At 37.9% G+C, this 23299-nt stretch carries 24 protein-coding genes; 18 read left to right on the top strand and 6 right to left on the bottom strand.

The annotated features are described in order from the left end of the window. The first annotated feature begins 2 nt into the window (after positions 1 to 2). The 7 genes from cobI to cobO are packed head-to-tail and all read left to right on the top strand — an operon-like array spanning position 3 to position 5922. Complete coding sequence (gene cobI / locus LJC66_RS13240) at positions 3 to 704, top strand: precorrin-2 C(20)-methyltransferase (RefSeq protein WP_013057310.1); 702 nt, start codon at positions 3 to 5, stop codon at positions 702 to 704. After that, the gene (cobM, locus tag LJC66_RS13235; RefSeq protein WP_028408307.1) at positions 701 to 1477 is read left to right on the top strand and encodes a precorrin-4 C(11)-methyltransferase; all 777 of its coding nucleotides are present in this window, start codon (positions 701 to 703) and stop codon (positions 1475 to 1477) included. Before cobI ends, cobM begins: the two co-directional genes overlap by 4 nt. Continuing rightward, complete coding sequence (locus tag LJC66_RS13230) at positions 1474 to 2598, top strand: cobalt-precorrin 5A hydrolase (RefSeq protein WP_230932719.1); 1125 nt, start codon at positions 1474 to 1476, stop codon at positions 2596 to 2598. Before cobM ends, LJC66_RS13230 begins: the two co-directional genes overlap by 4 nt. A 13-nt stretch (positions 2599 to 2611) precedes the next feature. Beyond that, positions 2612 to 3994: a cobyrinic acid a,c-diamide synthase CobB gene (locus LJC66_RS13225; RefSeq protein WP_230932718.1), complete on the top strand. Its 1383-nt coding sequence runs from the start codon at positions 2612 to 2614 to the stop codon at positions 3992 to 3994. After that, a complete protein-coding gene (gene cobA, locus LJC66_RS13220; protein WP_050690211.1) occupies positions 3991 to 4761 on the top strand; it encodes a uroporphyrinogen-III C-methyltransferase in 771 nt (256 codons plus the stop codon). Before LJC66_RS13225 ends, cobA begins: the two co-directional genes overlap by 4 nt. A 20-nt stretch (positions 4762 to 4781) precedes the next feature. Beyond that, a complete protein-coding gene (locus tag LJC66_RS13215) occupies positions 4782 to 5351 on the top strand; it encodes a nitroreductase family protein (protein WP_016764358.1) in 570 nt (189 codons plus the stop codon). A gap of 31 nt (positions 5352 to 5382) precedes the next feature. Beyond that, complete coding sequence (cobO, locus tag LJC66_RS13210; RefSeq protein ID WP_013057304.1) at positions 5383 to 5922, top strand: cob(I)yrinic acid a,c-diamide adenosyltransferase; 540 nt, start codon at positions 5383 to 5385, stop codon at positions 5920 to 5922. Between the two features lie 26 nt (positions 5923 to 5948). Here cobO and spoIIP read toward each other — a convergent pair whose 3' ends face one another. Both spoIIP and LJC66_RS13200 read right to left on the bottom strand, forming a co-directional pair. Continuing rightward, positions 5949 to 7118: a stage II sporulation protein P gene (spoIIP, locus tag LJC66_RS13205; protein ID WP_230932717.1), complete on the bottom strand. Its 1170-nt coding sequence runs from the start codon at positions 7116 to 7118 to the stop codon at positions 5949 to 5951. 160 nt (positions 7119 to 7278) lie between these two features. Further along, positions 7279 to 8847 (bottom strand): RQC-minor-2 family DNA-binding protein, encoded by a 1569-nt coding sequence (locus LJC66_RS13200; RefSeq protein ID WP_195696880.1) that lies wholly within the window; start codon positions 8845 to 8847, stop codon positions 7279 to 7281. A gap of 249 nt (positions 8848 to 9096) precedes the next feature. On the opposite strand from LJC66_RS13200, the gene LJC66_RS13195 reads away from it, so the two are divergent. The 3 genes from LJC66_RS13195 to LJC66_RS13185 all read left to right on the top strand — a co-directional run bounded on the left by LJC66_RS13195 (position 9097) and on the right by LJC66_RS13185 (position 11724). After that, positions 9097 to 10689 carry an APC family permease gene (locus LJC66_RS13195; protein ID WP_050690215.1) on the top strand — a complete coding sequence of 531 codons (1593 nt, stop codon included), beginning with the start codon at positions 9097 to 9099 and terminating at the stop codon, positions 10687 to 10689. A gap of 155 nt (positions 10690 to 10844) precedes the next feature. Next, a complete protein-coding gene (locus LJC66_RS13190; RefSeq protein WP_195696881.1) occupies positions 10845 to 11384 on the top strand; it encodes an SMI1/KNR4 family protein in 540 nt (179 codons plus the stop codon). Between the two features lie 169 nt (positions 11385 to 11553). Then, a complete protein-coding gene (locus LJC66_RS13185; protein WP_195696882.1) occupies positions 11554 to 11724 on the top strand; it encodes a hypothetical protein in 171 nt (56 codons plus the stop codon). A 140-nt stretch (positions 11725 to 11864) separates the two neighbouring features. Here the strand turns inward: LJC66_RS13185 and LJC66_RS13180 are convergent, their stop codons facing one another. Beyond that, positions 11865 to 12362, bottom strand: a complete 498-nt coding sequence (locus tag LJC66_RS13180) for a GNAT family N-acetyltransferase (RefSeq protein WP_230932716.1) — start codon at positions 12360 to 12362, stop codon at positions 11865 to 11867. Positions 12363 to 12632: 270 nt separating this feature from the next. Between LJC66_RS13180 and LJC66_RS13175 the strand changes: the two genes are divergently transcribed. Both LJC66_RS13175 and LJC66_RS13170 read left to right on the top strand, forming a co-directional pair. Further along, a complete protein-coding gene (locus LJC66_RS13175) occupies positions 12633 to 14123 on the top strand; it encodes a sensor histidine kinase (RefSeq protein WP_230932715.1) in 1491 nt (496 codons plus the stop codon). Further along, positions 14101 to 14784 carry a response regulator transcription factor gene (locus LJC66_RS13170; protein WP_028408317.1) on the top strand — a complete coding sequence of 228 codons (684 nt, stop codon included), beginning with the start codon at positions 14101 to 14103 and terminating at the stop codon, positions 14782 to 14784. Before LJC66_RS13175 ends, LJC66_RS13170 begins: the two co-directional genes overlap by 23 nt. A 42-nt stretch (positions 14785 to 14826) precedes the next feature. Here the strand turns inward: LJC66_RS13170 and LJC66_RS13165 are convergent, their stop codons facing one another. Further along, positions 14827 to 16446 carry a SulP family inorganic anion transporter gene (locus tag LJC66_RS13165; protein WP_116516067.1) on the bottom strand — a complete coding sequence of 540 codons (1620 nt, stop codon included), beginning with the start codon at positions 16444 to 16446 and terminating at the stop codon, positions 14827 to 14829. Positions 16447 to 16462: 16 nt separating this feature from the next. Beyond that, complete coding sequence (locus LJC66_RS13160; protein WP_050691664.1) at positions 16463 to 17050, bottom strand: beta-class carbonic anhydrase; 588 nt, start codon at positions 17048 to 17050, stop codon at positions 16463 to 16465. A gap of 248 nt (positions 17051 to 17298) precedes the next feature. Here LJC66_RS13160 and LJC66_RS13155 point away from each other — a divergent pair, with 248 nt between their 5' ends. The 4 genes from LJC66_RS13155 (at position 17299) to LJC66_RS13140 (ending at position 20155) form a co-directional block, all read left to right on the top strand. Continuing rightward, a complete protein-coding gene (locus LJC66_RS13155) occupies positions 17299 to 17961 on the top strand; it encodes a hypothetical protein (protein ID WP_195696886.1) in 663 nt (220 codons plus the stop codon). 153 nt (positions 17962 to 18114) lie between these two features. After that, on the top strand, positions 18115 to 18561 hold the full coding sequence (locus tag LJC66_RS13150) for a MerR family transcriptional regulator (RefSeq protein WP_230932714.1): 447 nt from the start codon (positions 18115 to 18117) through the stop codon (positions 18559 to 18561). Then, on the top strand, positions 18531 to 19703 hold the full coding sequence (locus LJC66_RS13145; protein WP_014459848.1) for an MFS transporter: 1173 nt from the start codon (positions 18531 to 18533) through the stop codon (positions 19701 to 19703). Before LJC66_RS13150 ends, LJC66_RS13145 begins: the two co-directional genes overlap by 31 nt. Before the next feature lie 152 nt (positions 19704 to 19855). Beyond that, positions 19856 to 20155, top strand: coding sequence for a TIGR04104 family putative zinc finger protein (locus tag LJC66_RS13140; RefSeq protein WP_016764349.1), 300 nt, complete (start codon positions 19856 to 19858; stop codon positions 20153 to 20155). Positions 20156 to 20188: 33 nt separating this feature from the next. On the opposite strand, the gene LJC66_RS13135 is transcribed toward LJC66_RS13140, so the two are convergent. Continuing rightward, entirely contained in the window at positions 20189 to 21388 is a 1200-nt protein-coding gene (locus tag LJC66_RS13135; RefSeq protein ID WP_230932826.1) for a multidrug efflux MFS transporter, read from the bottom strand. Between the two features lie 333 nt (positions 21389 to 21721). Between LJC66_RS13135 and LJC66_RS13130 the strand changes: the two genes are divergently transcribed. Beyond that, the gene (locus LJC66_RS13130) at positions 21722 to 22084 is read left to right on the top strand and encodes a YidH family protein (protein ID WP_013057288.1); all 363 of its coding nucleotides are present in this window, start codon (positions 21722 to 21724) and stop codon (positions 22082 to 22084) included. Positions 22085 to 22366: 282 nt separating this feature from the next. Further along, a complete protein-coding gene (locus tag LJC66_RS13125) occupies positions 22367 to 23197 on the top strand; it encodes a YihY/virulence factor BrkB family protein (protein ID WP_013057287.1) in 831 nt (276 codons plus the stop codon). Positions 23198 to 23299 lie beyond the last annotated feature (102 nt).

The raw sequence follows: 23299 nt of genomic DNA, 5'->3' as shown, positions 1-23299 counted from the left end.
ATATGATTGGAACATTGTACGGACTTGGAGTTGGACCGGGAGATCCAGAACTTATTACAGTAAAAGCATTTCGTAAATTAAAAGAATCACCCGTTATCGCGTACCCGAAAAAGCAAAAAGGAAGCAAAAGCTACGCTCAAAAAATTATTGATGTCTATTTTAGTGCAAATGAAAAAGATATGCTGGGCCTTGTGTTTCCAATGACAAAAGATCCTGCTATTTTGGAAAGAAAATGGACCGAAACGGTAGAACGAGTATGGGAAAAGCTCCAGGAAGGAAAAGATGTAGCATTTGTCACAGAGGGCGACCCTATGCTTTACAGTACGTTTATTCACATGATGCGTCTAATGCAAGAACGTCACCCCGAAGCTCCGATTCAAGTAATTCCTGGTATTTCATCTATTAATGGAGCTGCATCTCGTTTAGGTATTCCGTTAGCAGACGGGGATGAACACGTAGCAATTGTTCCTGCTCGTGAAGATTATGAAACAATGAAAAAAGTATTAATGGAAAACGACTGCGTCATTTTTATTAAAGTGGCCAAAGTCATCGATTTTATGGTCGGTCTTTTAAAAGAGCTTGATTTGCTTGAAAAAGCGTCAGTGGTGACAAAAGTAACGTCAGATGAAGAAATTATCTGGAAAGCTTCAGAATTAGAAGGAGCCGATTTACAATACTTAACGCTAATGGTGGTGCGAAAATGAAGTTATACATAATCGGAGCTGGACCCGGAGATCCAGATTTAATTACCGTAAAAGGCTTAAAATTACTTCAGCAAGCAGATGTTGTTTTATACGCTGATTCACTGGTAAGTCAAGAGCTAGTTGCTAAGTCTAAACCAGGAGCTGAAGTGTTAAAAACAGCGGGTATGCATTTAGAAGAAATGGTCGGTACGATGCTTGAACGCATGCGTGAAGGAAAAATGGTTGTAAGAGTTCATACGGGAGATCCTGCTATGTACGGAGCCATTATGGAACAAATGGTACTTTTAAAAAGAGAAGGCGTTGATATTGAAATTGTTCCGGGCGTCAGCTCCGTATTCGCTGCTGCAGCAGCGGCTGAAGCGGAATTAACCATTCCAGATTTGACTCAAACAGTTATTTTAACTCGTGCTGAAGGAAGAACGCCTGTGCCTGAGTTTGAAAAATTAACTGATTTAGCAAAACATAAATGTACGATTGCGTTATTTTTAAGCGCGACGCTCACAAAAAAAGTAATGAAAGAATTTATAAACGCCGGTTGGAGTGAAGACACGCCGGTTGTAGTAGTCTATAAAGCAACGTGGCCAGATGAAAAAATTGTTCGCACAACGGTAAAAGACCTAGATGATGCTATGCGAACAAACGGCATTCGCAAGCAGGCGATGATTTTGGCAGGGTGGGCACTTGATCCACACATTCATGACAAAGATTATCGTTCAAAACTTTATGACAAAACATTTACCCATGGCTTTCGAAGAGGAGTGAAGTCAGAATGATTCAACTCCAAGAAGGAAAAAAAGCCCTCATTACACAGCGCGGAGAGTATGCCGTTGTAGCTATCACAAAACACGGCGTAGAAATTGCAAGAAATCTAGGCCGCACTTTTCAGCAGTCTGACGTGTATTACATGAGCAAGTTTGAAAAAGGAGACGAACAAGAGCAGAACATCCAGCTGTTTTCAGGAAGTGTTCGGATGCTTTTGCCTTCTCTTTTTGAATCGTATAAAGGACTTATTATTATTATTTCACTCGGAGCAGTTGTGCGTATGATTGCCCCTATTTTAAAAGATAAGAAAACGGATCCTGCGGTTGTTGTCATTGATGATAAAGGTGAAAATGTCATCAGCGTGCTTTCGGGTCATATCGGAGGAGCAAATGAGCTAACGCGTGAAGTTGCGGCAGCTCTTGAAGCTCATCCTGTTATTACAACAGCATCCGATGTGCAAAAAACAATTCCGGTTGATTTATTTGGTAAGCGCTTTGGATGGGTGTGGGAATCAGCAGAAAAACTAACGCCTGTCAGCGCTTCTGTGGTGAATGAAGAAGAAATAGCGGTGGTTCAAGAATCAGGTGAAAAGGGCTGGTGGCATTATGAGCACCCTGTTCCAGCTAACATTAAAACGTATTCATCGATTCAGACAGCTCTTGGAGCATCGCCACATGCAGCCTTGGTTGTAACGCATCGCAATTTAGAAGAAGAGGAAGAAGCGATCTTAGAAAACGGTGTTCTTTACCGTCCAAAAGTACTGGCGATTGGGATGGGGTGCAACAGAGGAACAAGCGCAGCGGAAATTGAAGCCGTTATTGAAAAAACGCTTGCTGAACTTCAGTTTTCCATGAAAAGTGTAAAAGCATTATGCACAATAGAGATAAAGAAAGATGAAGAAGGGCTGTTAGAAGTGGCGTCTAAGTACGGCTGGGAGTTTGTCTATTATTCGCCCCAAGAGCTAAACACCATAAGTATCCAACAGCCTTCAGATACTGTCTTTAAATATACAGGTGCATATGGCGTTAGTGAACCTGCTGCTATGTTATACAGCGGTGCTGATAAGCTTGAACTTGTGAAGAAAAAGTCAGGGAATGTCACCATTTCAGTGGCGCTTATTCCCTATGACTAAAGGAGAGAACAACATGTCAAACAGAAGACTCGTCATTGCCGGTATCGGAAGTGGCGTAGGGAAAACAACACTTACAATCGGGCTGATGGCAGCATTAAGACAAGCTGGTTACAGAGTTCAAGGGTTTAAATGCGGACCCGATTATATTGATCCAACGTATCATACGGCTGTTACAGAACGAACGTCTCGAAATATAGACAGCTGGATGCTTGAGCACGATATGGTTAGAGAAATTGTCGCTCGTGCTAGTGAAGATGCTGATATTTCCATCATGGAAGGAGTTATGGGATTTTTCGATGGGAAAAATCCGTTAACGAACGAAGGAACAACAGCAGAAATCAGCTTAATCACCAATAGCCCTGTCCTTTTAGTTGTCAATTGTGCTAGTATGGCTAGAAGTGCAGCGGCGATTGTAAAAGGGTTTCAGCAATTTTTACCGGAAGCTAACATCGTCGGTGTAATTGCTAACCGAGTTGGAAGTGAAGGGCATTATAAACTTGTTAAGGCGGCGATTGAGCAGGAATGTCATATCCCTGTAGTAGGCTACTTGAAAAGAAACGATGATCTTACGATTCCTGAACGTCACCTCGGGCTCATTCCGTCGATTGAACGAGGAGAGTTAACACCGTTTTTTGAACAGTTAGGAAAGCTTGTTCATGATACAATTGATATCGAAAAAGTATATGAACTGGCTTTAGCTCCTAAAATAGAAATTAATGATCCTATCTTTACAAAGCCGTCCGTACCTCAAGTGAAAATTGCTGTAGCGAGAGATGCGGCTTTTAACTTTTATTATAAAGAAAATTTCGAATTGTTAAAAGCTTACGGAGCAGAGCTTGTAGAATTTTCGCCTTTAAAAGGAGAAACAGTTCCCAAAGATGCTGATGGCCTTTATATAGGAGGCGGATTTCCAGAAGAATTTGCTGAAACGCTGGCTCAGCAAATCGACGTTAAAAACTCTGTTCGAGCAGCCATCCAAAGAGGGCTGCCTACGCTTGCTGAGTGTGGAGGCTTTATGTTTTTAACAGATGGTATTGTCACAACAGATGATACATGCCATGAAATGGTGGGGCTTATTCCCGGACAAGTAAGAATGCAGACAAAATTAGCTGCTTTAGGGTACCGAGAAGTGACGGGAAAGCCGGGGAATTTTTTATTTAAAGGCGATATACAAGCTAAAGGTCATGAATTTCATTATTCAACCTTTCATTCAGAGAAAGAGTTTTCGCCTGCCTATGATACAAAAGGGATGCGAGGAATGAAAGAAGAAGGCTATATGAACAATAATTTAATTGCCGGCTATACGCACTTTCATTTCGGCTCTTCTACGAAGATGGTAGAAAACTGGGTGGAACAGTGTAAAGCGGTAAAAAAAGAAAGAAGAGATGCCGTGTGACAGTTGGAAAAGTATATTTAGTAGGAGCCGGACCAGGAGATCCGAAGCTGATAACCGTATATGGAATGGAGTGTATTCAAGAAGCGGATGTCATTTTATATGACCGCTTAGCTAATGAACAGTTGTTAAACTATGCTAAAAAAGACGCGGAGCTTATTTTTTGCGGAAAATTACCGGGCAAGCACGGAGTCATCCAAGATCGTATTCATGAACTGCTTGTTGAAAAAGCACTTCAAGGAAAAGTAGTGACACGCTTAAAAGGAGGCGATCCTTTTGTGTTTGGCCGCGGAGCAGAGGAAGCTGAAGTGCTTGCTAATCAAGGAATTCCTTACGAAGTAGTGCCTGGTATCACGTCAGGAATTGCAGCTCCAGCTTATGCAGGAATTCCTGTTACCCATAGAGATCATGCCACTTCTTTTGCGATTGTAACGGGTCATGGAAGAGAAGAAAAAGGAAAAGATTATTTAAATTGGTCAGCGCTTGCTCAAGGAATAGATACAATTGCGTTTTACATGGGCGTTGGAAATTTACCTCATATATGCAAGCAGTTGATGGACCATGGACGAGATAAACATACGCCAGTAGCGCTTGTTCAATGGGGCACAACGAAGTATCAGCGCACCGTAACCGGAACGCTTGCCACAATCGAAGAAATAGCAAAAAAAGCAGAAATTGCTCATCCTGCCATTGTGCTTGTAGGTGAAGTAGTGACAATTAGAGAAAAAATAAAATGGTTCGAAGAAAGAGCGGAAAATATTCTGCTTTAACGTTAAAAGGAGGAGACAATATGACGATTATCTCACAGCTAAAAGAACGAAGAGCGGTACGAGATCATGAAGCACGTGAAGTGGAGCAAGAGAAAATCGAACAGCTGCTTGAAGCAGCGACATGGGCTCCAAATGACCGAATGAGAGAGCCTTGGAGCTTTTATGTGATTCAAGGAGAAGCAAAAAAGAAGTATGAAGAACTGGCTGAAGCGTATTTAAAGGAGCGCTTTCCTACAAAGCCTCATTTAGTAGAAAGTTCGTTAAAAGCAGTGAAAAATACGCCTGTACATATCGTCGTAACAGCTGATACAGTTGAAGGAGACGACGAAGCCACTGAAGACAATAAATATGCGGTTTCATGCGCGATTCATTCCATGTGGCTAGCAGCTAAAGAACTAGGTCTCGGATTCGTTTGGAGAACAAGAGGCGTTGGTCTTGTTCGAGACGAGAGGCTGTATGAGTTTATCGGCAAGCCTTCAGGTAAAGTCGTAGTAGGAAACGTATTTCTAGGCTATCCAAATGAAGAGTCTCTTACAAAAATGAAAGAGCCTGCTAGAACACCGTTTACAGAAAAAACAACATGGCTGTAAACTGAAATTCGAAGAAAAAGAGGTTTTTAGATTGAAAGACAAACGGGGTCTTACGTTAATTTATACCGGAGACGGAAAAGGGAAAACAACCGCTGCTTTAGGTCTTGCGTTGCGCGCTACGGGACGCGGACAAAAAGTATTAATGATTCAATTTATTAAATCTCCTCAGCGTACATATGGCGAAAAGCTGATGTTTGACAGAATAGGAATTGAAATGATTCAAACCGGAGTCGGCTTTACGTGGACAAAAACACCGCCTGAACATCGTGAAGCGTTGCAAAAAGCTTGGGCGCTAACGAAGGAAAAAGTCTTCTCGAACGAATATGATGTAGTTATTTTAGACGAGTTAAATAATGCACTGGCTATCGAGAAATTTCCTATTGATGATGTGCTACCGCTACACGAAGTAATTGACCTTATTCAAAAGCGCCCTGAGCATATGCATTTGGTCATTACCGGGCGTTCTGCCAAAAAAGAAGTGATGGATGCAGCAGATCTTGTGACGGAAATGAAGCCTCATAAACATTATTATGACGAAGGAATTCCGGCTGTAAAAGGAATTGAATTTTAAAAAGCCCTCAGTGAAGAGGGCTTTTTTTATTGAGCAGGAGCATCTACTTTTTCAGCTTGCCAGTAAAATTGGCTAATGACATCAGACAGTGCTTTTGTTGTGTTGGTTAGTTCATCAAAGTTATTATCAACCCCGCCCACTTCAATTAAAATCGCATTTTTAGAAACATCTTGGTTATATACACCGTTACCGCTGGATTTGTTTTTGCCAATAACTCCACGGCTTAACCCAGGGTATTTCTTTTCAAGACCTTCATGAAGCGCTTTTGCCATTTTTAAGTTTTGTTCAAAGTTTTGATTCGCTTTCCCTAAAACAAACACAACTTTTGCATACGATTTATTGTTAATCTTAATGGTTGTATTATCTTTTCGAAGCGAATCTCGGTGCAAATCGATAAAGTAAGTTAAATCTCTATTCTCAGTCATCGCCGTTTCAATTACTGTGCGAGACATGGCGTACGATTGATTGGTGTTCCAGCCTTTTTCTTTTAATTTCTGTCCAATATTGGTTTGATCCACTTCTGCCCCAATTCCCTGAGCCTCTAAATCTTTTCCTAGCATATTTGCGACTATATTAATATTGGTTTTGCTATCCACTGCTTTATTAGCATCTGGATCACCTTCAAGTCCTAACAGAGGCAAGTAAGATTCCCAGCTGTGTGTATGATAAATATAAAATACCTTTTTTCCGCCAGTTGTATTATTATTTGGAGCGTTCGTACCATTGTTTTCTTTAGGCTGTTGAACTTTTGTAGTAGAATTTCTTTCTTTTAGTGTTTCATCTAGCGGCGGTGCAGATTCTCTAGGGAAGTTGGTGAAATTTGTGCCTTCACCGGCGATAATGATATTGGAGTCGTAAATACTGAATCCAGGAAGTTCGGAACCAAACAAGCTTCTCGCGTCTTCTGCTCGAATACTTGTTGACAACTCGAGCAGTGTAGAAGAAAGACCTGGAGGCGAGTAATTTTTATCAAAAGCCGTTGAAAAGTGGTTGTTTTCCTGGCTCATCAAATAATAAAGGCTTTCTGCTTTATGCTTTGATAACGTTTGATAGACAATAGAAGAATTGAACTGTTCTTTAAATGCTGAGTAACTTACTAGAACAATGATAGATGATGTCATTAAAACAACGGATAAAATAACAAGAACCATCTTATATGTTAACACTACAAAATTGGCGCGATTACTAGATTTCAATGGCGAAATCTCCTCTCTATGTCAGCGTCAGGCTAATAGGTATGAAGGACTTTGCTAATCTAGTAATGATTATATGAATGGAGGTTTCTAATTATGATAAGCATTTAATAGAGAAAGTAGTCTTCAAAATCAAAAAAGAAGAATCACGTGAGATACAATCTCATATTCTCCGTGATTCTTCTTCAAATAGACGTCGGATGGCTTCTCCTTTTGGAGTGAGGCTGAATCCTTTTTTCTCTTTTTTAAGCATCTGATAGTTTTGTAATTCTTGTAAATACGTAACAATGCGCTTGCGCTTTATGGAATTTAATAATCCAAACGCGGGTATTATATCGAGCTCTTTTTGACGAATACTGTTAGTAGAAACGCCTTCTAAAATTTGTACGTAAACCTGCTGAGTTTCCGTGTTTTTTAAAGTATCTATAAGTGTTAATAGCCGTAACATTTGGTTTGAATCAAAAGTTATTTGACCGATTTTTAGCGGAGTTGAAAGCAGGTCCTGACGCTGCTTATGAAGTTCATTTTCTATCTTAGCGCTTATTTCTGTCAGCTTCGTTTCTATTTCGTTTGGACTCATATAACATGTAAATTTGTTTGTTTCCTGCAGCAGAGTGACATCTGGAAAATCCCACTGTGAAAACCATTGAATGGAACCAACTTTGAGATTGGCATTCGGTGTCTTTACTTGTAATACGTTTTGAATGAAGGAAAGAAAGGGATCGTTTTTCTGTAAAACTTGTTCTTCATTAAGTTGATAAGTGGTTAGGCTGCACAATTTGTCTTGGATCTCTTTGATGTGCACTTCATGATGCTTTAAAAGACTTTTCCATTTGAAAAAGACAAGCAGTTTTTGAATTACTTCTTCATTTTCATCTATAATCTCTTCGAACTGCCGCTGAGTTGTAGCTAATCGTTTCGCTGCTAGCACTACATTATACTCATCATCGAGTGAAATAGTATCATTTGTGACATCATATGTTACGGCGAGACCCCTGTTTTCTGAAGTTAAGCGAATGATCTCGTTTTCTCCATGAACAGTTAATACCGTATCTTCCGTATCTGAAAAACCTCCCTCAAAGGCGGTGGAAGAAAGAGAGCGAAAAGGTCTCATAATGATTTCAATCCGATTGCGCCAAAAAGCAATTTGCTCAGGGTTTTTCATAATAAAAAGCAAAGGTGATTTTTTTGATTGTTCAATTGCTTCAATCACATCTGCATTTCGATGATAAAGGGAAATGAGCGGATGTTTGAAGAAACACTTATTAATATGTTGAATCCATTCTTCTTTGGAAGAATCATGTATCCTAGCGCAAAACATGTAATCTTTCATAATACTTCCGAGGTAGTTTTCCAACTCATTTTTAGTTAAAACCGTAAAATCTTGAGAATAAAGCTCATCATGATGAATAGGAATGCCGCGATTCTTATTATATTCTTTCCATAGGAATGAAGTTGGTTTCCAAAAGTGAGGATAAACGTCTTCATTTTTATCAATTGCGACGGGAAAACCGCCCCTATGACTTCCATATAAGAACGTTTGAAAAAGGACTATATCTTCTTGAGATAACTCATTCATTGCTCGCTCAAAGTAGTCATTTAAACGTCCAAGCAGCCCTTTAGTATGTTTACTTCCTACGGACCGAATCGATTTATTTTTGCGTCCGAGCGGAAGGAATGTTAAGTGGTTGTAAGCTGTAAAATCAACAGGCAAATTTTCTGGTAAAGTCATTTGTCTAACTCCTTTCATTTATTGAGTATTTTACCTATTAAAGAAGAGAAGAAAAAGTTTTAGTGTGTCTTGAATATAAGAGTTATTTTTTAAAATTTTCTGTTAATTAATCTGTATAAATTAAGAAAAGGGATTCAAAGTGATTTTGAATGGGTATAGTAATAAAAATTTTGACACATATTATCGAATATATATGAATGTTGTCAAAAAAAACAACAAAAGTGATGATTCATCCAAAGGAGGAAGCTTATGGAGAATAAAGGTCCGTTTAAAAAGACGATATCCCTATTAGATTTAACATTGATTGGATTAGGGGCTATTTTTGGCTCCGCTTGGCTGTTTGCCGTTAGTAATGTCGCTACGCAAGCAGGTCCTGCAGGAAGTTTTTCTTGGGTTATTGGTGGAGTTATTATTTTATTAATAGGCCTTGTATACGCTGAGCTAGGGGCTGCCTTGCCTCGTACAGGAGGAATTATTAGATATCCTGTTTATTCACACGGTCATCTTGTAGGCTATATGATTTCGTTTATTACTATCGTAGCTTACACTAGTTTAATCGCTATCGAAGTAACAGCAGTGAGACAGTATGTGGCTTACTGGTTTCCAGGTTTAACAAAATCCGGTTCTGACTCACCAACGATATCCGGATGGATTCTACAATTTGTGTTGCTTTGCTTATTCTTTTTACTCAATTACTGGAGTGTAAAAGCATTTGCGAAATCGAATATTATCATTTCTATTTTCAAATATTTTGTACCGCTTACGGTAATTGTAACGCTGGCATTTTATTTTAAGTCAGGAAACTTTACGATGGGAGAGTTTGCTCCCGGGGGGTTTGATGGTATCCAGGCCGCCATTGCCACAGGCGGGGTTATGTTTGCCTACTTAGGCCTTCATCCGATTGTATCTGTAGCTGGAGAGGTGAAAAATCCTCAGCGTAATATCCCAATTGCTCTTGTGATTTGTATCATTCTAGCGGCACTTATTTATACCGCTCTGCAAGTCTTATTTATCGGGGCCATTCCATCTGATATGATCACGGGCGGTTGGTCCGGCATTCAAGATAAATTTTCACTGCCGTTTAAAGACATCGCTGTTGTTCTTGGCCTTGGCTGGCTAGCAACACTTGTTATTTTAGACGCTATTTTATCACCGGGTGGTAACGGTAATATTTTTATGAATACAACATCTAGACTTATCTATGCTTGGTCTCGTAACGGTACGCTATTTAAAACGTTTGCTCATGTGGATAAAAAAACAGGGATTCCTCGATCATCTCTATGGCTTTCATTAGGACTTTCGATTTTTTGGACACTGCCATTTCCTTCATGGAATGCACTCGTAAACGTATGCTCTGTTGCGCTTATTCTTTCTTACGCGATTGCACCAATTTCATCAGCGGCCTTTATGGTGAACGCAAAAGATTTGGAAAAGCCTTTTAAATTAAGAGGAATGAGTATAATTGGTCCATTATCCTTTATTTTTGCTTCCTTTATTGTCTACTGGTCAGGATGGAAGACTATTTCATGGCTGTTAACTTCTCAATTGGTTATGTTTGTTATATATTTGATTTTTGCTAAATATGTGCCTAAAAATGAAGTAAGTCTTCGTCAGCAGATTAAATCAACATGGTGGTTAGTTGCTTATTATATCATCATGCTCTTTATTTCTTATATCGGTTCGTTCGGCGGAGGGAAAGGTTTAATTGATACGCCTGTAGACTTAATTATCATAGCGGTCGTATCTCTTGGGATTTATTATTGGGCTAAATATACCGGCCTTCCAAAAGCGCTTATTGATTACGATCACCATCCTGAACAGGAAGAAAAAGCACCTGTATAACCTGTAAAGCAGCGATATTCGCTGCTTTTTTCTATGTTATTTGAACATGAATTTCTAAAGTTTGTCGTATAATTTAGTAGGAAAGAAGGAATTAGCACATTATTGTTTAATTAATGTAATGTAACCGTTTTAAATCCAACGCTTGGAGGAAGAGTATGATTGAAAAAATAATAAATTCACTTCGAAAGCGGCTGTGGGAAAACAATAATGTTATAGAAGTGTGTAAAAATGAAGGAGAAGTATACAGAACCACGTGTGCTTTTTTTGATGGAGTAAGCAAGAATCAACTGAATGTTTTTGAAGAAGAAATGCATGTATCACTTCCTGAAGACTACAAGCAGTTTTTGCAGCTAACAAATGGGTGTAATTTGTTCATTGATGCTGACAAAAAAATAGCAGGGAATCTTTATAGCTTAGAAGATGTAAGAGAAACAGCTTATAAAAGTCAGAGTCTTTATATGACAATTGGGTCTGTCGGAGAAGAAGAGATTATCATTGACTCTAAAAAATCAGCGCACTCTGCATATATAATAGTAAAAAAGCGGAACGCATCGTTTCAAGATGCACATGTATTACATATGAATTTTCAGAAATGGCTGGATTGTTTTATAGTGAGTCAAGGGAATTGTTTTTGGCACTGGAATGGGCTTTGTAATAAAGCTCATTCAACGGATAAAAAGACAACGGCTCAATAACGTTATCTTCTCGAATGTAAAAGCAGAGCGTGTTAATCGCTCTGCTTTTTATGTAGTCATCATAAGCTAGAACAGCGTATTCATTCTAAAAGGTTATGTATATGCTTATAAAGCACTTGTCTAATATTTGAATTGTGGATAAGTATAAGTATAGGTAGGTAATAGTAAGATGAATTTAAATAAAATGAAAAGGGAGAATGGGGATGAGTCTAACAAAGCGAGGTCCTATCATTTCATCATTGGTGATAGTATTTTAAATGAAATGCTTATGACCATGTTAAAAGGATTAAATGAACCGAATACAGCTTTAGCACAAGTAAATGCGCTGATTTTCAGATAGCAGCAAGCACTTCTTATTGCTGCTATCGTTGGAGTGATTGCCCACGTCTTATCTTTTTTCTAAAATGAATGCATGCTCGGGAAAATGCTTCAACAAGTGTTTCTATATAAATAAACGAGCACGTTAGTGTGCTCGTTTATTTATATAGAAGGAAGACGTTCCCAACCGTAAGCTTCGTCTTCAACTTTAGTTTCTCCAAACTGACTTGTGCGATTCAAGATTTTTTTGCCGCCTAATTTTTTATAAAACTGAGTCGCTTTCTTATTTTTCTTCATAGCCCAAATAATCATAGACGTATATTGCTGATTAGCAAATTCTTTTACTGAATGAGAAAATAGAAGATGACCAATTCCTTGGCTTTGCACTTCCTTGCAAACGTATAGCGCGTATATTTCAGCGCGTGACAAATGAGGCTTACCCGCTGAAAAGCCGACGATCTCTCCTCGTTCATCGATAGCGAGCAAAATAAAATGAGAAGGATCGGTAAGAAAAAGGGACCATTTTTCTGCACTTTGTTTATAAGACAAGTTGTTTAAATAAGCATCAGGTACTAACTCTTTGTATGTAATGCGCCAGCTGTCTACGTACAGACGGGCAACAGAAGGGATGTGAGAGGAAGTAGCTTTAATAATTTTCATTAAAAAATCTCCTTTTTTAAAATATTAAGGCATATAGTATACCTTTCAGCCTAAGAATATTATGAAAAATAGATCATAATTTTCCAGTAATTCATAAAATGGTAAAAAAGGTGGTGTTCATTCTCACTCTATCACGGTAAAGTGAGAATATACATTTGTTTTGTTGTTTTAATTTTTGCTACATGTATAATGTCTAACGATCTATTTGTTATTCACCTTTACTAGTCTATCAAATAGTTTTGTTAAAGCCAAAGGGGCATAGGGTAAGAAATGTCAATTCAGCTGCGTTTTGTTTTAACGTATATCAGTATTGTGTTTGTCTTTATTATTTTGCTTTTTTTATCGGGCTTTCTCATTTTCTTCTCCATTACTGGAGACGCCGATTTTGTAAGAAAACTGTACAGTCACTCCTATGAGTACAAATTGTTAACGCCAGAAGAAGAAAATGCATTCTTGGATTTAAAGTTATTGAGTGAAGAAAAACCGGAGCAGCTGCTGCGGCCGGATATGGTTAAAAAATATGAATTTGAAAATATTGATATTGTGATTCAAAAAAACACAGAGGTTGTATATGCTTCAGAATCCATTAAAGGAGAAAACCTTCGTAAATACTTGCCAAAGCATCAAAAAAGTAAAGGAAATCATTCGTATCAGCAGGACATGCTGCGCATAGGCAAGCAGTACTTTACATATATCAACCTTGATTTTCCTTTCTCGAATCAAGAAAAAGGAAGCATTTACGTTTTGCGAAAAATCAGCCCTTATGTAGGTATTATTAATCGAATTTTCCCTTTTTTAATCTTTCTACTATTAATTTTAGTCATTGTTATTATTGGATTTTTAAACTATCTTGTTTCAAGAAGCATTATTAAACCTATTCGTGAATTAAAAGAAGCGGCTGAAAAAATAAAACAAGGTGATCTTCACTTTGAGATCTCTGCTAATTCAAAGGATGAAATAGGCGAATTAACGCAAGCTTTTGAAGAAATGAGGCAAAAACTAAAATCTTCTGTTGAGCTGCAAATTCAATATGAAGATAATCGAAAGCAGCTGCTTTCAAGTATTTCACACGATTTACGAACTCCTATTACTTCCATTGTAGGATATGTAGAAGGAATTCAAGATGGAGTAGCTAATACGCCGGATAAGCTTTCTAAATATTTATTAACGATTTCAACAAAAGCAAAAGACATGAATGCGTTAATCGATGAGCTGTTTTTATTTTCTAAATTGGATTTGCACGAAATTCCATTTGTGTTTAAAAAACTTAATATTTCAGCATTTATGGAAAGTTATGTGCAAGAGCTTCAGTTTGAAATGAGCGAACATGATATTGATGTTTTATTTTCTAATGATTCTCTAACAACGCTGTATGCCAAGGCAGATGCTGAGCAGCTGCGAAGAGTTTTAATAAATTTAACAACCAACAGCATTAAATTTATGGATAAAGAAAGAAGAAAAATCGATATCGTTCTTTCTGCTACCGAAAGTGAACTCATTATTGAAGTAAAAGACAACGGCTCTGGGATTTCACCGGAAGCATTAGCGCATATTTTTGACCGGTTTTATCGAGCAGAACAGTCCCGCAATAGCAATACTGGAGGAAGTGGACTTGGACTGGCCATTGCAAAACAAATTGTTGAACGCCACGGGGGAGACATCTGGGCACTAAGTAAGCTTGGCGAGGGAACAAGTATTTTCTTTTCTTTGCAAAAAATGAATGAAAATGGTGATACACATGAAGAAGATATTATTAGTTGAAGATGAAGTAAGTATTGCTGAATTGCAAAGAGATTATTTAGAAATTAACGATTTTGAAATAGACGTTCAATATAGCGGGGATAAGGGATTAGAAAAAGCGTTAAATGAACATTTTGACCTGGTTATTTTGGATATTATGCTTCCTAAAGTGAGCGGATTTGAAGTGTGCAAGCAAATTCGAGCTGCAAAAGATATTCCAATCATTTTAGTTTCAGCTAAAAAAGAAGAAATTGATAAAATTAGAGGGCTCGGTCTAGGTGCAGATGACTATATTACAAAGCCATTCAGCCCTGGGGAGCTGGTCGCAAGAGTCAAAGCGCATTTAGCTAGATATGAAAGACTCTCTGATAAGCAGGAAAAGCGTATGATTCGCATTCATGGCTTAGCGATTGACACGCTCGCTAGAAGAGTATTCGTGAATGACAAAGAAGTGTTTTTTACAGCGAAGGAATTCGATTTGCTGAAGTTTATCGTTTCTCATCCAAATCAAGTATTAAGTAAAGAACATCTATTTGAAAAAATTTGGGGATTTGATTCTTCAGGAGATATTTCAACCGTAACAGTTCACATTCGAAAACTGAGAGAAAAGTTAGAAGAAAACCCAGCAGATCCTCAGTACCTAGAAACGGTTTGGGGAGCAGGATACCGGTTTAATATTTAAAAAAAGAGATCCGAACGATTAATCGTTCGGATCTCTTTTTTATTACGTAGTAACGATTCTATGACGAGCTTTAATCTTACTCACGGGAGGTTCGGAAGAAAATATATTTTTTTCACCGATTTTATCATATAGACCGGTTGACTTTAACATTTCTTTCGGCTGGTGCTGTAAGCCAGAAATAACGACTTGGCTATGCGAATCTTTCAAACGTTCGACCACCTTCGATAGTAAAGCTTCTCCAGATGTATCAATAAAGGAGACTTGGCTCATTCGAAGCAATAAAACTTTCGGTTTCGCTTCAGCGATGTTATCAAAGGAATCTTCTAATACTTCAGCTGATCCAAAGAAAAGAGATCCTTGCATGGTATATTCCATCAACTCAGATTTGTGAGCGTTTTCAGATGTTTCCGCTAAAACCTTTGATATCTTCAGTGATCCGCTCATTCGTTTCACGAACATAACAATAGCTAAAAGTAGACCCACGCCTACACCTGTTGTTAAATCGATTGAAACTGTTAATAAAAACGTAGCTACAAGTACAAATGAATCAGCCGACTTTGTTTTTAAAATATGAACAAATTCTTTACGCTCACTCATATTCCAAGCGACAAACATTAAAATAGGGGCCATACTTGCCAGCGGAATGTTTGATGCATAAGGAGCCAGCATCACAAGGACTAATAAAACAACTAAGCCGTGTATGACTCCTGATAGCGGAGAAGCTGCGCCGTTTTTGATATTAGTAGCCGTTCTGGCGATAGCACCAGTTGCTGGAATTCCACCAAACAGTGAGGTAGCAATATTAGCAATTCCTTGGCCCACAAGCTCTTTATTGCTATTATGCTTGGTTTTGGCCATATTATCAGCAACAACAGCCGATAGTAAAGACTCAATACCTCCAAGCATCGCAATTACGCAGGCAGCCGGAAATAGCATCACGATGTTATCCCATGTTAAATCTGGAAAGCTAAAAGATGGTAGTTTACTAGGAATGGCACCGTAAGTAGAGCCAATCGTTGCAACTTTTCCTGGGAACAGTGTAATGGCTACAAGTGTGGAAACAAGAAGACCTAGAAGGGCACCCGGAATTTTAGGTAAAAACTTTGGCGTTGTAATCACGATAGCTAAACAAATAGCGGCTATGATGACGCTGTAAATGTTAATCGTTGCAATTTTTCGTAGGATTTCAATCATATTTAAATGAAATTCCTCATGTTTTGCAATTCCTTTTAATCCTAAAAAGTTAGCGATCTGACCTGAGAAAATAATAATCGCAATTCCTGCTGTAAATCCAATCGTCACAGGGCGCGGAATAAACTTTATAAATTTCCCTAGCTTAAATATTCCGAGAAGCGTAATCATAATTCCAGCCATAAAGCCGGCGATAATGAGGTTCTCGTAACCATATTGCATGACAACTCCAAGCAGCACCGGAACAAATGCACCTGTTGGACCTGCAATTTGAAATTTCGATCCGCCTAATATTGAAACCATAATCCCTGCGATAATGGTTGTATAAATCCCGTATTCAGGTCTTACACCAGAAGCGATGGCAAAGGCCATTGCTAAAGGAATAGCAACGACCCCAACAACCAAACCGGCGATAATATCTTTTTGTAAATGCCCTGCTGAATAGCCTTGAAATCGGTTATCTTTTAGCATTCGATAAAATCCTCCTTCATGAGCTTACGGTTTCAGTTCGGTCTTTAGAATAGCCGTTTACAACAACGTCAAGCTTTCCTGTTGAGGGGTGAATAACCATTCCAGAAACAAGCACGTCTTTTGGTAATAAAGGGTGATTTCGAATCATATCCACACTGTTTTCGACACTATCTTCTACACATTCAAACCCAGTCAACCATGATTCTAAATCAATACCGGCATATTTTAGATTACGAATCTGTTCCGCGCTGATCCCTCTTTGTTCAGCAGAGGCTAAAATAGCTTCAGCTTTCATGCCTGTCATTCCACATTCATGATGACCGATGACACATACTTCATCAGCTTGCAAAGCGTAGACGGCAACCAATATACTTCTCATGACGCTGCCAAAGGGATGGGAGATAACAGCTCCGGCATTTTTCACTATTTTTGCATCTCCATTTTTTAGCCCCATGGCTTTAGGAAGTAATTCTAACAAACGTGTATCCATACAAGTTAAGATGACTATTTTTTTGTTAGGAAATTTGGATGTTTGAAAAGCCTCAAATTGATTATTTGTTACAAATTTTTCATTAAACTTTAAAACTTCAGATAGACAAGTCATTGTTTTCCTCCTGCGTTATTTATTTTTAACTTATTTTTTAGTCTAAAGATAAAGTTTAAAAACGAACTAAATAAAATATTAAAATTTTCTTAAAATATTCAGAAAAAACTTATAAATAAATCACATTTATATGCGTGAAATTATGTAAGCGCATTCTTTATTTGTTTTCACGAAAAATAGGAATTATATGTTAAAATGGTACAAAGTTGGAATTGTCTAAAAGAATGGTAGGAAGGAGGAAGGTAAAAGTGAAGGCTCTTATAGCAATAGGCATTATTTTTTGTTGTTTAGTAGGGTGCAGTTCTAATGCTCAAGTGACCAACGACAAAGAAATGGGAGAGAATATTCAGCAATCATTTGAAAAAAAAGGTGTAAGGTCAGTGGATGTATCGAAGTTAAGTGATTTTAAATGGGAAAAAGGATATTTATTCACAAACAAAAGCAAGAAAGCCGACGTAGAAAAACTTGTAAACGCACCGATCAGTGAAGAGGTAATGAAAAAAATATCTGCTGCTAATCAAATGCTTGTGTTTGTACACGAAGGAGAAGTTGTCCGCTATGTAGAACTACCCCAAGATTTCATAGCGCATGATAAAAGACAACTTGAATTTTCATCTTCTCATTCTGAACTAAAACTTAATAAAAAAAGGGAGGGCAAGCCTATAAAAGCAGGAGATAAAACGTTAAGTTCAGAAGATGCTTTAGCTGTAGAATCAATTATGAAACAAATTCAATGGAAAAAAGCTGATTACAGCGTCGCTCTTGACCCAGATGTACAGCTTACTTATGAAGGAGTCGTATACAATGTACGATTCACCTCCGAGAGTGCGGAACTTATTTCTAAAAGACGGGGAGTATATGGTAAAGTAACAGGAGAAACAGCACAGCAGCTATATGACCTATTGATGTAACCTATTGATTTATCAATAGGTTTTTTGGTGCACATATTTTTTAAATTTACATAAAATGTCTTGGTATTGTTGACATTAACGTTAACGTTAAGCTATAATGGTAATATATAATTGACGTTAACGTTAATGTTAAAGAGAGGTGAAGGGGAAAGCATGTATCTAATCGATGACGTGACGAAAATGACCGGTTTGACCAAGCGTGCTCTTCGTTATTATGAAGAGATTGGACTCATTTTGCCCCCGCAGCGCACGAAAGGAAATGCACGGATTTATTCCGAAGAAGAGGTAAAAGAACTAAAAAAAGTAGCAGAAGCAAAAGAAGTTCTCGGTTTTTCTTTACAGGAGCTGCAGCAGTTTATGTCGCTCAAAAGAATGATTGAAGAAAGAAGTGAGCAGCAAGGGTTATCAGCCAAAGAGATAACTAAAATAGAAAATTTACTGGAAAATCAAATCAAGATGATTGAATTTAAAGTGGTTAAAATGCAGGCATTTAAAACAGAATTAAAAGAAATGCGAGAATCTGCTATGGAAATACATGAAAAAACAAAAACAAAAGGAGAGATGAAAGAGTGGAAGGACAGCATTCAAATAACCGATTAGGTCAAATTATTACGGTAGTAGCTACTTTTTTAGCGTTTATGGGGATCGGGGTAGTAGATCCGATTTTACCGGAGATTGCTAAGCAAATTGGAGCTTCCCATTGGCAAGTAGAAATGTTATTTACTTCCTATTTGCTAATGATGGCTATTATGATGATTCCAGCAGGCATCTTAGCATCACGTGTAGGAGACAAGCGTTTGATGGTAACAGGACTTATTATTGTGACGATTTTTGCAGCACTATGCGGGTTTTCTAACAATATTCCTCAGCTTTCTATTTTCCGAGCAGGATGGGGACTTGGCAATTCGTTTTTCTTTGCAACAGCTATGACGCTGCTTATTGCATTATCAGGTGAAGTGAAAAAAGCAGTAGGGTTATATGAAGCTGCGATTGGTTTGGGAATGGCCGGAGGACCGCTTGTAGGAGGCGTGTTAGGAAATGCTTCTTGGAGATTGCCGTTTTTCGGTACAAGTGCTTTAATTTTTATCGCCTTTATTTTAGTATTAACGATTGTTAAACAGCCTACAAGCACTAAGCCTCGTAAAGCAGCGGGTTTTAAAGACATGGTAAAACTTTATAAATTAAAACCATTTACTCAAGGCGCTGTATCAGGCATGCTTTATTACTACGGATTTTTTACAGTGTTAGCTTATACGCCGCTTATTCTATCGATCGGAGCTCTTCAAATTGGCTTTGTTTTCTTTGGATGGGGATTATGTTTAGCTTATGGCTCAGCGGTTTTAGCGCATCAGTTAGAAAAAAGATATCAGCCAAAACAAGTGTTACATGTTAGCTTAATTGTCTTTTCACTTATTTTAATTTGTTTATTTGCCTTTGATGCAACATGGTTACGCATTGTTTTAATCATGGCCGCAGGTCTTGTATCAGGACTTAATAATGCATTATTTACGAGTCATGTCATGGAAGTATCTCCTTATGAACGAGGAATTACATCTGGAGGATATAATTTCTTAAGATGGTTAGGTGCAGCGTTTGCTCCTTTATTATCAGGAGTTATCGGCAATGCCGTAGCGCCTCAAGCTCCTTTTCTCGTAGCAGCAATTCTTGGGTTGCTAGCTTTTGTTATTATGGTTATAAAAGTAAAAACAACTTCTCAAACGAATGAAGCTGTATCTAAATAAACGTTGAAATAAAAGGCTTTTTCTTGTGAAAAGCCTTTTATTTTGTTTTATGTTATAATAGTAAAAACGTTTTTAATCATAAAAATGAAACTCTTTACCAACTTGTACGTATACTTTATATGTACATAAATCTTTTTAGGAGCGTGATGCCCATGGCCACCTGTCAAAATTGTAATCATAAATGGAACTGGAGGACAACCTTTAAACAACTGTTAACATTTAGAAACGTTTTAGAATGCCCACACTGTGACAAACAACAGTATATCTCTGCAAAATCCCAAAAGCGATTATCAATCTACTCATTTGCACCCCTTATTATTTGGCTTATTCTCTCACTATTTGACTTTTCCTTTCCATCCATTGTTGTCGCGGAGCTTATTTTCTTCATAGCAGCGGTTGTTATGATGCCACTTTCTTATGAAGTAAGCAGCGAAGAAGAACCCTTGTGGTAATAAAAAAACCTTCCGTTAAAACGGAAGGTTTTTTTATGCGGCTTTACCGTCTAGCTGTTGTCCATGATGGCGCTGATAATACACCCACCCAGCATTCAACAGTAGAAGAACACTCGTTGTTAAGAATACGTAAGGAATTCCTTTAGCTCCGGCAATTTGTCCGCCAATGACTGGACCGGCTAAATTTCCAAAATATTGCGCTGTTTGATTATAGCCAAACATTTTACCTGTAATAGAGTCCGGTACAATTTTCTTTAAATAAGAATTAATAGAAGGTAATAATCCTCCCATTGCAAAACCGAGTAAAAAACGAAGTAAGAATAGCTGCCAAGTACTATTCACAAAGGCCTGCAAGCCGCAAATAACCGCTACGATAAGCAAGCATATTTGAAGTACATTTTGAGGGCCCACGCGATCGCTGACTTTGCCAAGTTTTGATGCAGCTAAAATATTTGAAATTCCTGTTGCCGCCACGACAAAGCCTGAAATAAGGGCAAGGTGATCGGTATGAGTAGACAGTTGTTTTACATACAGTGTAACGATTGGCTGAATAGCCATAACCGCAAGCTGCAGTAAAAAAGTTGTAACAAATACACCAATCACGGCCTTTGAATTTTTAAGAGACAGTAACCCAATGTTAGATTTTTTCGTCGTTTTCGCCGTCTCTTTTTTGTCTTCTTGAATTAAATTTACAATTAAAAAAGACAAAAACATAAATGCACCCGTCACGAAAAAAACGTGACGCAATCCAATTGTATCTCCTAAGTAGCCGCCTACTAGCGGTCCTAATAAAGATCCTGATACAGCCCCTGTAGACAACATACCTAATGCTTTACCGCTGTGCTCTTTAGGTGTTTGAGTCGCTACTAACGTAATGGCTGCAGAGATGAAGCCGGAAACGGCCCCCATTAAAAAGCGCAGTCCGACAAGCTGATAGACATTTTGAACAAAACCAATAGAAGTCATAACAATTGCCATACCCAAGCTTGCGCGAAGGAGCATAAGCTTTCGGCCATATTTATCGGCCAAACTCCCCCATAAAGGAGAAACAATAGCCGCCATTAAAAAGGTAGATCCAAATGCAATACCAGCCCATCTGCTGATGGAGCTTGTATCGTGAACGCCCAGCTTTTCAATATAAAGCGGTAAAAACGGAATAACTAAACTCATCCCGGCTGTGGTGCAAAAAGAACCGAACCAGCAAATGTACAAGTTTCGTTTCCATAATTCCATTCTATTTCCTTCTTTCGTTGTACCGCATGGCGTGAAAACAACAAAAGAGCGAAACCATACGGCCTGCTCTTTTAGCATACATGCAGCATCTTTTTATCAATATAAATTATACCATATATCAGAAATGTTTAAAAATAAAATGATTTACTTAGTGAACTATTAACGTAAAGTGAAAATAGAAAGGGGTACAGTTTTACGTTAGGTTTTTTAGCCGCTTGAAGATGGTAATGATTCGTTCTTTTCGGGTATAATGTGGCGTGAAGCGTCCTCAATTTATTTTCGTTTGAGCATTTATTTATAATAGAAGACATATAAAAGGACGGTGGTATGTAAATGACTAAAAAAGAAAATGAATCCATTTATATTCAGCAGCATTTAGCAAATGAACGAACGTATTTAGCGTGGATTCGAACGTCTATTGCCACACTCGGCATTGGCTTTGTTGCAGGCGGCCTACATTTCAATTCCGGAAAAAAATTAAGTGAAGCAGCCGATACTCTTATTATTGCTGTTATCATCTTTTCTTTAGCTGCAAGTGCAGGTTTGCTTCTCTTCTCAACCTATCATTATTTTTCAACCCGCAAAAAAATTAACAGCCAAACGTATCAATCTTCTCACGCTTTGGTTATTTTTGTTTTAATGATTATGCTGATGCTGATCGGCGCTCTTATGTTTTACTTTTTTAACATTGCATAAAAAAGTTTAAGATGCAAGAAAAAAGGGAAAGCAGTCCCAGAGAATTTACGGTTTTATGAAAGAAAAAGAAGATCTATTGATATGGTGGTAATGGCAGATGTAATTATAATAATATCTTCTTTATGAACCGGCTGTATAATTTTACAGGTTAAATTCTTTGTTAACCGCGGATAATGGAAAAGGAAAGCTTTATAAGCCGAAACTTATCCAATACATGTTGAACATAAAAATTGAATATGAATTTCACTACAGGGTGAAGCGAAAGTAAAGGAGAACGCTGTTATGATTCAAACATCTAAGACCGTTGCCGCTCGTTTTTTTACGGAGCGTTTCTTTGATCAGGCTGCCCAAACAGCCTACTATTTTTTATTATCTTTTGTACCGTTTATTATCTTTCTTTTTTCTCTGCTGAGTTTCTTTCCAATTGATACAAATAATTTGCTGATATTTATTGAACCATTTACGCCTAAAAGCGCCTACGACGTAATTGAACGGTCAATTGAAACAGTTAACAATAGCGGGAAAAAAGTTTTATCTTTTAGTTTATTGGCGACTTTTTGGCTCGCATCTATGGCTATACAATCTTTGGTTCGCTCGTTAAATGACGCGTATCATATTCAAAGAAAACAAACGTTTTTGCGCGGTTTAATCAATGATTTGATTTTAACTTTTGGTTTTATGGTTGTGGTAGCTATTTCATTGTTTGTACCAATTATTGAAGAGGTTATTCGACATTTGGTCCTAACAAAAGTCCATGTTCCTGATATATGGTTTCAAAGCTGGACGACAATTAGATGGGGAATTGGGACATTATTTTTATTAGGCTTCTTCATTCTTTTTTACAAACTGATGCCAAGCGCAAGAGTAACGTGGAAAGATGTACTTCCAGGGGCTGTTTTCTCCACGCTAGGATGGCAAGTTGTATCTACCGGATTCGGATACTATGTCCAGTTTGGAAGCTACTCGCAAATCTATGGTCAGCTTGGAAGTATTATTATTTTAATGGTCTGGTTTTATTTAACGGCCGCTATTTTATTAATTGGCGGTTTAATAAACGGTAATAAGTTCATCAAAGCTCACAAGACAACGTATAGAGACGCGGAAAATGACTAGGGAAACCTAGTCGTTTTCTTTATATTCAGTTTTACAGTTAGAAAGTTTATCAAAAAAATATTGCGGGTAACTATTGAATATCTCGTTGCCTTCCCTTTACAC

Origin of the sequence: Priestia sp. TSO9, from assembly GCF_021029645.1 — a bacterium.
GTDB classification, from domain to species: domain Bacteria; phylum Bacillota; class Bacilli; order Bacillales; family Bacillaceae_H; genus Priestia; species Priestia megaterium_E.
This window is presented reverse-complemented; position numbering and strand designations above follow the sequence as displayed.

Coding starts and splice junctions, on each gene's coding strand:
- cobI (WP_013057310.1), top strand. CDS start 3: ATGATTGGAACATTGTACGGACTTGGAGTTGGACCGGGAGATCCAGAA.
- cobM (WP_028408307.1), top strand. CDS start 701: ATGAAGTTATACATAATCGGAGCTGGACCCGGAGATCCAGATTTAATT.
- LJC66_RS13230 (WP_230932719.1), top strand. CDS start 1,474: ATGATTCAACTCCAAGAAGGAAAAAAAGCCCTCATTACACAGCGCGGA.
- LJC66_RS13225 (WP_230932718.1), top strand. CDS start 2,612: ATGTCAAACAGAAGACTCGTCATTGCCGGTATCGGAAGTGGCGTAGGG.
- LJC66_RS13215 (WP_016764358.1), top strand. CDS start 4,782: ATGACGATTATCTCACAGCTAAAAGAACGAAGAGCGGTACGAGATCAT.
- LJC66_RS13200 (WP_195696880.1), bottom strand. CDS start 8,847: ATGACTTTACCAGAAAATTTGCCTGTTGATTTTACAGCTTACAACCAC.
- LJC66_RS13195 (WP_050690215.1), top strand. CDS start 9,097: ATGGAGAATAAAGGTCCGTTTAAAAAGACGATATCCCTATTAGATTTA.
- LJC66_RS13190 (WP_195696881.1), top strand. CDS start 10,845: ATGATTGAAAAAATAATAAATTCACTTCGAAAGCGGCTGTGGGAAAAC.
- LJC66_RS13185 (WP_195696882.1), top strand. CDS start 11,554: ATGAATTTAAATAAAATGAAAAGGGAGAATGGGGATGAGTCTAACAAA.
- LJC66_RS13180 (WP_230932716.1), bottom strand. CDS start 12,362: ATGAAAATTATTAAAGCTACTTCCTCTCACATCCCTTCTGTTGCCCGT.
- LJC66_RS13175 (WP_230932715.1), top strand. CDS start 12,633: ATGTCAATTCAGCTGCGTTTTGTTTTAACGTATATCAGTATTGTGTTT.
- LJC66_RS13170 (WP_028408317.1), top strand. CDS start 14,101: ATGAAGAAGATATTATTAGTTGAAGATGAAGTAAGTATTGCTGAATTG.
- LJC66_RS13165 (WP_116516067.1), bottom strand. CDS start 16,446: ATGCTAAAAGATAACCGATTTCAAGGCTATTCAGCAGGGCATTTACAA.
- LJC66_RS13160 (WP_050691664.1), bottom strand. CDS start 17,050: ATGACTTGTCTATCTGAAGTTTTAAAGTTTAATGAAAAATTTGTAACA.
- LJC66_RS13150 (WP_230932714.1), top strand. CDS start 18,115: ATGTATCTAATCGATGACGTGACGAAAATGACCGGTTTGACCAAGCGT.
- LJC66_RS13140 (WP_016764349.1), top strand. CDS start 19,856: ATGGCCACCTGTCAAAATTGTAATCATAAATGGAACTGGAGGACAACC.
- LJC66_RS13135 (WP_230932826.1), bottom strand. CDS start 21,388: ATGGAATTATGGAAACGAAACTTGTACATTTGCTGGTTCGGTTCTTTT.
- LJC66_RS13130 (WP_013057288.1), top strand. CDS start 21,722: ATGACTAAAAAAGAAAATGAATCCATTTATATTCAGCAGCATTTAGCA.
- LJC66_RS13125 (WP_013057287.1), top strand. CDS start 22,367: ATGATTCAAACATCTAAGACCGTTGCCGCTCGTTTTTTTACGGAGCGT.